Below are 11909 nucleotides of genomic sequence, written 5' to 3'. Positions count from 1 at the left end.
TCAGCCGGGCCGGACGGTCAGCGGCGCGCCGCTGGCGGCATCCAGCACGGCCCGGCCGCCGAGCGGCGCGCTGAGCGTGACGCTCACCGGCTTCATCACGAGCTGGGCGGTGCAGGGGCCGGTGGGCGAGACCACGGCGCCGCCGATCACCACCACGTCCGGCCGTTCCAGCACCAGCGGCGTGGGCGGGCCGTCGCAGGCGCCGACACCCAGCAGGTAGTCGATGCGGTCGCCCTCGACCGCCCGCAACTGCTGCGCGGACACCAGGCCCGCCGGGAGCGGCCGGGCGGGCACCGCACCGCCGGGAGCCCGGCCGGTCACGCGCGGCGCGACGGCGATCCGCGCCACCGGTACGGCCAGCTCGTCCACGGTGAACAGCCAGGCGGGCACCTCGGCACGCCCTCGGCTGGTCAGCACCGGCGCGGTGCCCAGCCGTACCCCGGTCACGGTGAGCGCCACGCACGCGCCCGGCGCCGAGGTCGACACCGGGTGGTTCGGGCCGGGCCGCCCGGTCGGTGCCGGGTCCGGTGCGGCCGGACGCCCGTCGCAGGGCGGCGGGTCGCCCTGGTGGAGTTCGGCGTACGCGTCGGCGGCGCTGACCAGCGGCACCCGCAGCGTGCCGTCGGGGAACCGGATCGTGCCGTCCTTCGGCACGTCGGCCGGGATCGGGATCTGGTCCCGGTACCAGCCGGCGCCGAACGCCGTCTTCGTCTCCTCGGTGAAGCCCGGGTCGCCGGTGAGCACCGTCGGATCCTGGAGCGGCACGTACCCGTCGCGCCAGCCCGGCCCGGGCTGCCAGCCCGCTGCCACCTCCTCGGCCCGCTCGGTGAACGCGGGCCGCTGGTCCGGGCCGGCGGGCGGGGCCACCCCCGGATCGGCGCCGGGCGTGGCGCAGGCGGAGAGGGCCAGCAACGGGATCCCGAGCAGGGCGAGCACGCGACGCATACGGGGTTGGACGCGTGCCCGTCCCGGCCGGTTCCCGGGCTCAGTCCTCGCCGCCGAGGTCGGTCTGGTACGCCTCCCAGAGCAGGTCGGCGCCGTGCCGCCGGTGCCGGTCGAGCGCGCGCAACAGGTCGCGGGTGCGCGCCCGCACCTCCGCGGCGGACACCCCCGTCAGGCGTACGGAGTGCTGGAGCGCCGCGAGCGCCGCGCTGATCGCGGCGTGCTCGCCGACCAGCAGGCGTACGCCCCGGTCCAGCCGGGGTGCGGCGCGCACCAGGTCGGCGTAGTGCCCGCCCGTTCCCTCGGTGACGCGGACGTGCTCGGTGAAACCCCGCCGGACGGGGTCCAGATCGGTGAGAAGGCGCTCCCGCCAGCGCGGCCCGGCGGCGGCCAGCGCCCGCCCGAGGGCGCGCAGGTCACCGGAGGCGCTCGGGAGCACGGCGGTCGGCTGCTGGATCGGACTGGTGACCATGGGACACCTCCCGCTGCTGGGTGCGAACCCGTATGGCGATGGTGGACCCGGTTGCGGGCGCTGTCCAGCGGTCAGCGTCGCCTCATCTGCCTCTCGGGCATCACCGGCCCCAGCCGCCCCGCAGGCCCCAGAGACGGTGGCCCCTGAGACGACTGTGCGCCCCGGTCCGGGTGGACGGGGCGCACAGTCTGTGTGGTGGAGGTGCCGGGAATCGAACCCGGGTCCTTCGCCGGTTTGTCAGGGCTTCTCCGAGCGCAGCTCGCTATGCCTCTACTCGGCCCCACCGCTCACGCGAGCAAGTTGGTGTGACGGGCCCAGTCGCTGATTGATCTCGCCGCACGGACCCCGCGACCGGGTCCGATTGGCCAGCCTTCTAGCTGATGCCGGCTAACTGGGTCGAAGGCGCTCCCAGGCCGACAGACTTGCTACTCGCCTCAGGCGGCGAGAGCGAAGTCAGCGCGATTGTTCTTGGCGCTTATTGGTTTCCGACGACCGATTCTCGAGACGACGTCGGCTTCCTCGGCTCGCTTCCCCTGTCGCTGCGTACGAAGTCGAAACCAGTCACCCCCTCGAAGCGCTGCCCCTGTCGGCAGCACACCAAGCCTAACGCCTGGCGCAACCGGTTTCATCCCGAGGCCCGCCCGACGCGGGCCACCGGACGAACCGGACGAATCACTCAGCCATGCCCTTGCCGCGCCGGCCGACCGCCCGGGCGATCTCCTTGGCGGCGTCCCGCTTGGCGAGGTCCTGGCGCTTGTCGTACGACTTCTTACCCCGCGCCAGGCCGATCTCCACCTTGGCCCAGCCGTCGGAGAAGTAGACCTGCAACGGCACCAGCGTCAGGCCGCTCTCCTTGAGCTTGCCCAGCAGCCGGTCGATCTCCAGCCGGTTCAGCAGCAGCTTCCGGGTACGCCGGGGCTCGTGGTTCGTCCAGGTGCCCTGGGCGTACTCCGGGATGTGCATGGCGTGCAGGTAGATCTCGCCGTCACGCTCCTGGGCGAACGCGTCCACGAGCGACGCCCGCCCGGCCCGCAGCGACTTGACCTCGGTGCCTGTGAGAGCCATGCCCGCCTCGTACGTGTCGAGGATGGCGTAGTCGTGGCGTGCCTTCTTGTTGGAGGCGACCACCTTGCGACCCTTCTCCCGTGGCATCGGCGCCACCCCCTTCCTGATCGACTCGCCGGCCACCGGCCGGCGAGCGGAGATCATGCTACCGGAACCACAAGGGCCCTCCCGCGCCGTTTATTCCGGCGCGGAAGGGCCCTCGGTGAGCCGTACGAGGTGACTAGACCCGCAGGTAGAAGCGGAGCGTGACCCAGGCGGTGACCGCGCTGACCACGCCACCGACGGCGGCCATCAGCGGGAAGGTCAGGAAGATCTCGGACCAGGAGATCGGGGTGATGAGGCCCTCCAGGGCCGCCATCGAGCTGCCGGCCGACAGCAGCTTCACCGCGACCAACGCGAGCAGGCCCAGGATGGAGCCGAACAGACCGGCCACCACCGCCTCCAGCACGAACGGCGCCTGGATGAACCAGTTCGACGCGCCGACGAGCTTCATGACCGCCACCTCACGCCGCTTGCTGTACGCGGCGACCTGGATGGTGTTCGCGACGAGCAGCAGGGCGGCGATGGCCATCACGGTGGCGATCGCGAGCGCTCCGTTCTGGAAGCCGCTCAGCACGCCGAAGACCTTGTCGAGCAGCTTGCTCTGGTCGACGATCGTGTCGATGCCCTCGGTGGCCTTGTACTTGTCGTAGATCGCCTTGTACTGCTCCGGGTCGTTCAGCTTCACCCGGTACGACTCGGGAAGCTGGTCCGGCTTGACGGCGCTGACCAGGTCCGGGGCGTCGGCGTACATCTGCTGGAAGCGCTCGTACGCCTGCTCCTTGTTGACGTACGTCGAGTCCTTGACCAGGGGGTCCTGGTCGAGCTGCTGGCCCAGCGCGTCGACCTGTTCCTTGGTGGCATCGGTCTTCAGGAAGATCGAGACCTCGACGTTCTCGTAGTAGAGGTCCTTCATGTCGCCGACCTTCTGGTAGAGAAGGCCGCTGCCGCCCAGCATGAACAGCGACACCGCCATTGTGATGATCATGGCGATGGTCATGGTGACGTTGCGCCACAGCCCGACCAGTACTTCGGACAGGACGTACTTCATCCGCATCGGGATATTCCTCCGGCTCTCCGGCGTGAGGTTTCGTCGTCAGGGTCTACGGAACGTCGCCCGGCTCAGCCGTAGACGCCCCGGGCCTGGTCGCGCACGATGCGGCCGCTCTCGATCTCGATGACCCGGCGCCGCATCTGGTTCACGATGTTGGAGTCGTGCGTGACCATCACGACGGTCGTACCGGTGCGGTTGATCCGGTCCAGCAGGCGCATGATCTCGATCGAGGTGTCCGGGTCCAGGTTTCCGGTCGGCTCGTCGGCCAGCAGGATCAGCGGCCGGTTGACGAACGCCCGGGCCACCGCGACACGCTGCTGCTCACCACCGGAGAGCTCGTGCGGGTAGCGGTGCTCCTTGCCGCCGAGACCGACCAGCTCCAGCACCTCCGGCACGACCCGGCGGGCGACCGCCTTCGTCTTACCGATCACCTCCAGCGCGAACGCCACGTTCTCGTACGCGGTGCGGTTCGGCAGCAACCGGAAGTCCTGGAAGACGCAGCCGATGGAACGCCGGAAGTGGGGTCGCTTCCAGGAACGCATCGACGTGACGTCCTTGCCGTTGACGACGACCCGGCCCTTGTTGGGCGTGACCTCGTGCAGCAGCAACTTGATGATGGTGGACTTGCCGGAGCCGGATGGACCGATGAAGAAGACGAACTCGCCCTTCTCGATCGAGACGGACACGTTGTCGAGCGAAGGCCGGGACGCCTTCGGGTACGTCTTCGTCACTTGCTCAAGCTGAATCACGGGTCGGTAGTCTACGCGGTGTAACCGCAGAGCCAAGCCCCACGCCCCGCCGAAGCGGTGCGCGTCATCGATTTACCCGGTCAGACCGAGATCGATGACGCGCTGCGTCCAACCGTGATCACGCACTGTCAGCGCTGAGCTGCTGCTGCTTCCGCCAGCGGATTCCCGCCTCGATGAAGCTGTCCAGGTCACCGTCGAAGACCGAGGACGGATTGCCCGTCTCCTGTTCGGTACGCAGATCCTTCACCATTTGATACGGGTGCAGGACGTACGACCGCATCTGGTCGCCCCAGGAGCTGGTGCTGCCGGTCTTCAGGCCGGCCAGCTTCTCCTCCTCCTCCTGCCGCTTGCGCTCCAGCAGCCGGGCCTGGAGCACCCGCATCGCGGAGGCCTTGTTCTGCAGCTGGGACTTCTCGTTCTGGCAAGTCACCACGATGCCGGTGGGGATGTGGGTCAGCCGCACCGCCGAGTCGGTGGTGTTGACGCTCTGCCCGCCCGGCCCGGACGACCGGTAGACGTCCACCCGGACCTCGTTCTCCGGGATGTCGATGTGGTCGGTCTGCTCGGTGACCGGCAGCACCTCGACCCCGGCGAAGCTGGTCTGCCGGCGGCCCTGGTTGTCGAACGGGCTGATCCGCACCAGCCGGTGCGTGCCGGACTCCACGCTGAGCGTGCCGTAGGCGTACGGCACCTTCACCGTGAAGGTGGCCGACTTCAGGCCCGCCTCCTCGGCGTACGAGGTCTCGTAGACCTCGGTCGGGTAGCCGTGCCGCTCGGCCCAGCGCAGGTACATCCGCAGCAGCATCTCGGCGAAGTCGGCGGCGTCCACGCCACCGGCGCCGGCCCGGATCGCGACGAGCGCCTCCCGCGAGTCGTACTCGCCGGAGAGCAGCGTGCGGACCTCCATCTCCTGGATGGCCTTGGTCAGCCCGGTGATCTCCGACTCGACCTCGGTCAGCGCGCCCGGGTCGTCCTCGGCCTGGGCGAGTTCCAGCAGCACCCCGGCGTCGTCGAGCCGGGAGCGCAGGTCACCGAGCTTGGTGATCTCGCCGTTGACGTACGACAGCTGCGACGTCACCTGCTGCGCCTTGGCCTGGTCGTCCCAGAGGTCGGGCGCGGAGGCCTCCTGCTCCAGCCGGGCCTTCTGCTCGCGCAGCTTGTCGAGGTCGAGCACAGCCTCGATGTTGCGCAGCGTGGCGTCGAGGTCCTTGAGCTGTTCGGCGTAATCGGCAGCGGTCACGACAGACAAGACTACTGCCTATCCTGGCCTGGTCGACGCAGGTGGTCAGCCGACGGGCGCGGTCTTCAGCCAGGACAGCGCCGCCTTGTGGTAGGCGACGGCGAACTCCAGCGCGCTGGCGTCGTAGCTGTCGCCTTCCTTCTTGGCGTTCTTGACCTGCTCCCGCACCGCCGCCAGGGCCTCGGTGTGGTACTCGTTCGCCGTGGCGTACAGGTTCTTGAGCTGGCTCGACGAGTGCAGGTCACCGAACGCGATCCGTAGCGCTATCGGGTTACGGATGGTGTCCTTGCCGGGATTCTCCGCAAGCCAGCGGGAGAATGTCCGTTTCCCGGCCGCCGTCAGCGCATACGGCTGGCTCATCCGCGGCCCGGGCTTGCCGAGACGCACCAGACCCTTCTCGGCCAGGACCGGCAGCTCCCGGTAGACCTGACTGCGGGTCATCGACCAGTACGGCGCCAGCCGGCGCTCAGCGGCGGCCATCAACTGGCCGCCAGTCATCGGGCCGTCGTGCAGCAGACCGAGCAGAGCTGCTGCCGTCGGGTTGACTCCGGATTCCGCCATGCCCTCTAAGCTGCCACTTTGTCGGCTCTGGCGTCCAGGATTTGCTCATTTCGGCACCCGATGACGGGTCCGATGTGCACTGTCGGATGAGGAAGAGGGCCCGCCCCGGCCGGGACGGGCCCTCCGGCGAGCGTCTCAGCCCATGTGCGGGTAGGCGTGATCGGTCGGCGGGACGAAGGTCTCCTTGATCGTCCGCGGCGACATCCAGCGGACCAGGTTGTGCCAGGAGCCCGCCTTGTCGTTGGTGCCGCTGGCCCGGGCGCCGCCGAACGGCTGCTGCCCGACCACCGCGCCGGTCGGCTTGTCGTTGATGTAGAAGTTGCCGGCGGCGTACCGCATCTTCTCCGCCACCTGGTCGACCACCCGGCGGTCGGTCGCGAAGATCGACCCGGTCAGCGCGTACGGCGCGATCGACTCGGCCTGGGTGACCACCTCGTCGAAGCGGGCGTCGTCGAAGACGTGCACGCCGAGGATCGGCCCGAAGTACTCGGTGGTGAACGTCTCGTGCGCGGCATCGGAGCACTCGAACAGCGTCGGCCGGACGAAGTAGCCGACCGAGTCGTCGGCGGTGCCGCCGGCCAGGATCCGGCAGGAGTCGTCGCCCTTGATCAGCTCCAGCGCGGCGGTGTGCCGACCGAACGCCTTGTCGTCGATCACCGCGCCGCCGAAGTTGCTGAAGTCGGTCACGTCGCCGTAGGTCAGCGAGTCGGCGGTGGCGGCGAGCCGGTCGCGCAGCCCACCCTCCCAGATCGACCGCGGGACGTACGCCCGCGAGGCGGCCGAGCACTTCTGGCCCTGGTACTCGTAGGCGCCCCGGATCAGCGCGGTGTGCAGCGCGTCCACGTCGGCGCTGGAGTGCGCGACCACGAAGTCCTTGCCGCCGGTCTCGCCGACCAGCCGGGGGTAGCCCCGGTAGCGGGCGATGTTGTCGCCGACGGTCTTCCACAGGTGCTGGAACACCTTCGTCGAGCCGGTGAAGTGGATGCCGGCGAGGTCCGGGTCGGCCAGCGCCACCTCGGAGACCTCCTCGCCGCGCCCGGTGACCATGTTGATCACACCGGGCGGCAGGCCGGCGGCCTCGAACAGGCGCATGGTGAAGTGCGCCGCGAACTGCTGCGTCGGGGACGGCTTCCAGACCACCGTGTTGCCGAGCATGGCCGGCGCGGACGGCAGGTTGCCGGCGATCGCGGTGAAGTTGAACGGGGTGATCGCGTAGACGAACCCCTCCAGCGGCCGGTGGTCGAGGCGGTTCCAGACCCCGGGCGAGGACAGCGGCTGCTCGGCCAGGAGCCGCCGGGCGAAGTGCACGTTGAACCGGAGGAAGTCGATCAGCTCGCAGGCCGAGTCGATCTCGGCCTGGACGGCGGTCTTGGACTGGCCGAGCATGGTGGCCGCGTTGAGCGTGTCCCGCCAGGGGCCGGCGAGCAGGTCGGCGGCGCGCAGGAAGATCGCGGCCCGCTCCTCGAACGGCAGCGCCCGCCACATCGGAGCGGCGTCCTTGGCGGCCTTCACCGCGGCGCGGGCGTCGTCGTGGGTGGCGTGCCCGGTGACGCCGAGGACGTGCGCGTGCTTGTGCGGCTGCACCACGTCGATCGACGCGCCGCCGGCCATCCGGCGCTCGCCGGCGATGGTCATCGGCAGCTCGATCCGCTCGGCGGCCAGTTCGGCCAGCCGCCGCTGGAGCCGTTCCCGGTCGGCGCTGCCGGGCTCGTAGGTGTGTACCGGCTCGTTGAGCGGCTCGGGTACGGAGAACACGGCGTCCATCACAGGCTCCTGGCGATCTCGACGGCGACGGCGAAACCGGACCCGCGGGCGCCGGCCGGCGGCCGGACGCCGGACACCGCGGGGTCAGCGGCGGCGGGACCTGGCCCGATTCTGTCACGAGACGCCCCCGCGGACCGCGCCTCCCCGCTACACCGGACAGCCAGATCATCTCGGGACCGTCGGCTCAACTCACCCACATCCGACGAAACGTCGGATCGCCACCCCGCTCGTCGACGATTCTTCGGCGCTTACTCAACCGTCGATCCACTCCATCTCGGGGAAGCGGCCGTATCCGAGCCCACGGGATACCACCACATCGGCGTACTGCAGTCGATCAACGCTCGGGCGACACGTCGGGAGCGCGATCGCCGCCCAGCAGGCTGCCGAGGCGGCCATCTGTGCGCGGTAGGCGGACGAGGGTAAGCGCACCTCGCCTGCGCATCGGCCGATGCCAGCCTGCCCGAGGATCGGCCGGTAGCCAGCCTGCCGAGCCGCGCCTGCACAGGACCGTCCAAGGATCGGCCGGCACCTGCCCGCTCGAACAGCGGGCGCACAGGACCAGCCCGAGGATCGGTCAGCGCCAGCCCACCCGAACGGCGACCGCACAATTGACCGCCCCGAAGATCGGCAGGAACAGCCGTGCGAGCGGCACCCACAAAACGACCGCGCGAGCAGTGCCCGCCACACGACCCCGTGCCGCCGATGGAGCAGGAAGGCAACCATCCGCAGGCCGCGCCGCCTGACCTTCCACCCAGCCCCGCCTCAGGTTCCCGGGCACCGCGCCTCGCGGTTATCGGACACTGATCCACTCCACCTCGGGGAAACGGCGGTATCCGAGCCCTCCGGATGCCACCACATCGGCGTACTGCAGTCGATCAAGGCGCAGACGGCACACGGCCCGCCCGAGGAGTGGTGATGCGCCGCGTACGCTGGATGACCGGTGACCTGCCCGGCCCGGCGCGGGGACATCCGGTGACCGTCGAAGGGAAGACGATGAGCAACCAGCCCGGCAGCTCCACGGCCGCGGAGACGGATCAGCCCGAGGCCGTCGGGCCGACCACGGGCGACGGGGCCACCGTCGAGACGTCCTCCGTCAAGGCGTCCTCCGGAGAGGCACCGTTGGCCGAGGCACCGGCGGGAGAGACACCGTCGGCCGAAGCAGCGTCGGGCGAGGCACCGGCGAGCGAGGCTCCGACGGGCGAGGACGCAGTCGGCCCCGCGCATGGGGACGAGGGCACTGTCACCGGCGGGCGGCCGGAGTTCGCGCCGGGCGCGATCGTGCTCGCACTGCTCTCGGTCGGGTGGCTGGCCGCCATGCTCTGGTCCACCCGCGAGGCGATCCACTCCACGGCGGCCGGCGTCACCGCGATCAGCCTCTCCGCGTACGCGCTACCAGGCGTCATCACCGCCGCGCTGGTCACCGGCGCCACAATGGCCCTGCTCGCGACCAACCGGCTGGGCCGCGCCACGCTGCGCTTCCTGGCCACCGTGGGCACCGGCCTCCTGGTCGGGCTCGTCACCGCGGTGGCGATCAACCTGACGTACGCGGACAACGCCACCACGAACACCATCGCCGGAACCGCGGCGGCGGCAGCGATCATCGGCGGGGCGATGGCCGGCGCGCGCCAGGCCCGGGTGGTGGGGGCGATCACGCTCGCCACGCTCACCGCGCAGATCTTCGTGGTGCTGTTCAGCCGCGCCCGCGACCCGCTCTCCGACCTGTTCGGTGCCGGGGAGACCCAGCAGTCGGTGCTCGACGCCGCGAAGTGGGTCTCGCGTACCGAGTCGCTGCTCGCCGGGCTGCTCGCCGGACTGGCCGCGTACCTCTATCTGACCTGGTCCCGGCGCCGGGCGGAGCGCCGCGACGGCGCCGCGTCGCCGCTGCGCTGGCCGGCCTACCTGGTCGCCGGGGCGGGCGCCGGCCTGCTCCTGCTACTCACCGAGGTGATCATCCGGATCGGCGGCCGTGGGCTGCTCGACCTGGCCGCCGCGCTCAGCGAGGCCGACGAGGTGGCACAGACCGCGCTGGGCACCTCGCGGGTCGACAACGGGATCTGGGTGCTCTTCGTGGGCGCGCTGACCACGCTCATCGTCTTCGGGCGCACGCTCGGGCCGCGTCCGGTGGACGACGACGAGGACGAGCCGGCGGCCTGAAGCGGCCCGGTCAGCCCGCCTCGCGCAGCAGCAGGTCCAGCTCGGTCACGTCGTACCACTCCAGTTCGTGGTCCTCTGCGCCGTCGACGGTGAACTGGGCGTCCGGGTCGCCGGCCTGGGCCTCCACCACCACGTCGACGGCGGCGGCCACGTCCTCGACCGCGTCCGCGCCGTCCACGTGCAGCGCGGCGACCGACTTCACCGGCACCGGCCCGGCCGGCCGGACCACGCTCGACCCCAGCTCGCCGCCGACCCGCTCGACCGCACGGGCCGGCAGGTCGGCCGAGACCACCACCCGTCGCCGGGGCGCGGCGGGATCGTGCCGGAGCAGGAGCAGCGCGTCCTGGGCGGCCCGGGTGAAGGCCACGTACTCCAGCTCCTCCTCGTCGCCCTCGGCGTACCACTCACGCAGTTCCGGGGTCACGGCGTGCGCCGCCTCGGCGCTCAGCCCCTCCTCGCGCAGCCGGGCGAGCATGGGAACGGTCGCCGGCAGGTACACCCGGACAAGCTCGTCGGTCACCGGTCACTCCCACACTCAGGCCGATCGCCGGCGGACGCCGACTCCGGGCGCCGATCATGCCGTACGCCGAGACCGTCATACACCCGGCACCCGCGCGGGTGAAGTCTCCCGCCGGTGTGTCTCCCGAACGGGCGCGTAGCGATGTCACCTGCTGATGGCAAACTGAAGCAAACGCAACCAACCCCGGGAGTCACACCGTGGAGTCGAGGTTCCTGCTGCTGTCCGACGTCGCCGCCGAGCTGAACGTGTCGGACTCGCAGGTCTACCACATGGTCCGCAGCGGCGAACTGCCCGCGATCAAGATCGGTGGCCGGGGTCAGTGGCGGGTCGAGCGCGCCCGGCTGGAGGAATACATCGAGCGCAAGTACGCCGAGACGGCCGAATGGGTGCGCGGCAACCCGCTCGGCGAGCGCGACGAGGAGTGACCGGCCGGGGACCGCCTGCCATTGACGACGGTCGTCCGCATCCGGGAAGATGAGAGCCTGTCGGAGGCAAACGAAGGCAAACGCAAGGATTCGAGATGGTCGACACCCGCCGTCCCCGCGCACCCCGCCCGCCGGTCCGTCTCCGGCCCGCCCCGCCGCTCGACCCGCCGTGCACCGACGAGGAACCGCTCTGGAGTCCCGTCGGTCAGCTCACGCTCGACCTGGCCGACCCGCGCCGCCGTGCCGCCCCACGCCCCGCCGGCCGCGCCCCCGACCCGGCACCCGCCTGGCCCCGCTGGTCCGGTGCGCAGGCGTCAGCCCTCGCCTCCGCCACACCCGAGGGGGCGCGGGCCGCGCATTTGTTCGTGCGCACCTTCCTGGAGATCGTCAACGGCTTCCGGCCGCCCGGCCAGCTCCGGCCGCTCTGCCTGCCCGAGTCGGCCGGCCCGGTGGCCGCCGAGCTGACCCGCGCGGCCCGCCGGGTGACACCGGTCCGCCGCCGTACCGCCCGGCCGGCGCTGCTGCTGCGGCGCCTGCGGGTGTGCGAGCCGCGTGCGGGCGCGGTCGAGGCCACTGCCGTGTTCGCGGGCGCCGGAGGCGCGAGCTGGGCGGTGGCGATACGCCTGGAACGCCGCCGAGGCACCTGGCTGTGCCTCGTCCTCGACGTCCTCTGAGCCCGGTCGTCGCCCCCCCCGACCTGGCTCGACGTCGACGCGCCGCGGTCACCCGCGCCGATCCGTGAGCGGGCTCCCGGCTCCCGGCTCCCGGCTCCCGGCTCCCGGCTCCCGGCTCCCGGCTCCCGGCTCCCGGCTCCCGGCGAGATCTTGGTACGAAACGGCCCCCATGGGGGTGTCATGTCCCGGGACATGTGTCAACGGGAAGTCCCGATAGATGTGTCAGGGGTTGTGGATCGTGGGGGTGGGG

General features: G+C 71.0%; 12 protein-coding genes and 1 other RNA gene. 3 read left to right on the top strand and 10 right to left on the bottom strand.

The features are described from left to right. From NMK34_RS05780 to pruA, 9 genes are all read right to left on the bottom strand, one after another. Positions 1–945: a hypothetical protein gene (locus NMK34_RS05780; protein WP_318332514.1), complete on the bottom strand. Its 945-nt coding sequence runs from the start codon at positions 943–945 to the stop codon at positions 1–3. A gap of 40 nt (positions 946–985) precedes the next feature. Next, positions 986–1414 carry a hypothetical protein gene (locus NMK34_RS05775; RefSeq protein ID WP_318332513.1) on the bottom strand — a complete coding sequence of 143 codons (429 nt, stop codon included), beginning with the start codon at positions 1412–1414 and terminating at the stop codon, positions 986–988. Between the two features lie 193 nt (positions 1415–1607). Next, positions 1608–1983, bottom strand: a transfer-messenger RNA (tmRNA) gene (gene ssrA, locus NMK34_RS05770). Positions 1984–2086: 103 nt separating this feature from the next. Beyond that, positions 2087–2566: an SsrA-binding protein SmpB gene (gene smpB / locus NMK34_RS05765; protein WP_116511188.1), complete on the bottom strand. Its 480-nt coding sequence runs from the start codon at positions 2564–2566 to the stop codon at positions 2087–2089. A gap of 133 nt (positions 2567–2699) precedes the next feature. Then, positions 2700–3575: a permease-like cell division protein FtsX gene (gene ftsX, locus NMK34_RS05760; RefSeq protein WP_318332512.1), complete on the bottom strand. Its 876-nt coding sequence runs from the start codon at positions 3573–3575 to the stop codon at positions 2700–2702. Between the two features lie 65 nt (positions 3576–3640). Then, positions 3641–4321, bottom strand: a complete 681-nt coding sequence (gene ftsE, locus NMK34_RS05755; RefSeq protein ID WP_013284225.1) for a cell division ATP-binding protein FtsE — start codon at positions 4319–4321, stop codon at positions 3641–3643. Between the two features lie 118 nt (positions 4322–4439). Next, a complete protein-coding gene (prfB, locus tag NMK34_RS05750) occupies positions 4440–5561 on the bottom strand; it encodes a peptide chain release factor 2 (protein ID WP_013284224.1) in 1122 nt (373 codons plus the stop codon). A gap of 45 nt (positions 5562–5606) precedes the next feature. Then, a complete protein-coding gene (locus tag NMK34_RS05745; RefSeq protein WP_013284223.1) occupies positions 5607–6122 on the bottom strand; it encodes a PadR family transcriptional regulator in 516 nt (171 codons plus the stop codon). A 135-nt stretch (positions 6123–6257) separates the two neighbouring features. After that, entirely contained in the window at positions 6258–7886 is a 1629-nt protein-coding gene (pruA, locus tag NMK34_RS05740; RefSeq protein WP_318332511.1) for an L-glutamate gamma-semialdehyde dehydrogenase, read from the bottom strand. Positions 7887–8879: 993 nt separating this feature from the next. Between pruA and NMK34_RS05735 the strand changes: the two genes are divergently transcribed. Next, the gene (locus NMK34_RS05735; protein ID WP_318336281.1) at positions 8880–10040 is read left to right on the top strand and encodes a hypothetical protein; all 1161 of its coding nucleotides are present in this window, start codon (positions 8880–8882) and stop codon (positions 10038–10040) included. A gap of 10 nt (positions 10041–10050) precedes the next feature. Here the strand turns inward: NMK34_RS05735 and NMK34_RS05730 are convergent, their stop codons facing one another. Beyond that, positions 10051–10560: a DUF6912 family protein gene (locus NMK34_RS05730; RefSeq protein ID WP_318332510.1), complete on the bottom strand. Its 510-nt coding sequence runs from the start codon at positions 10558–10560 to the stop codon at positions 10051–10053. Between the two features lie 197 nt (positions 10561–10757). On the opposite strand from NMK34_RS05730, the gene NMK34_RS05725 reads away from it, so the two are divergent. Both NMK34_RS05725 and NMK34_RS05720 read left to right on the top strand, forming a co-directional pair. Beyond that, positions 10758–10985, top strand: a complete 228-nt coding sequence (locus NMK34_RS05725) for a helix-turn-helix domain-containing protein (RefSeq protein ID WP_013474124.1) — start codon at positions 10758–10760, stop codon at positions 10983–10985. Between the two features lie 95 nt (positions 10986–11080). After that, positions 11081–11659: an Rv3235 family protein gene (locus NMK34_RS05720; RefSeq protein WP_318332509.1), complete on the top strand. Its 579-nt coding sequence runs from the start codon at positions 11081–11083 to the stop codon at positions 11657–11659. The last annotated feature ends 250 nt before the right edge of the window (positions 11660–11909 follow it).

The organism is Micromonospora sp. BRA006-A, assembly GCF_033433935.1.
Classification (GTDB): Bacteria; Actinomycetota; Actinomycetes; order Mycobacteriales; family Micromonosporaceae; genus Micromonospora; species Micromonospora aurantiaca.
This window is presented reverse-complemented; position numbering and strand designations above follow the sequence as displayed.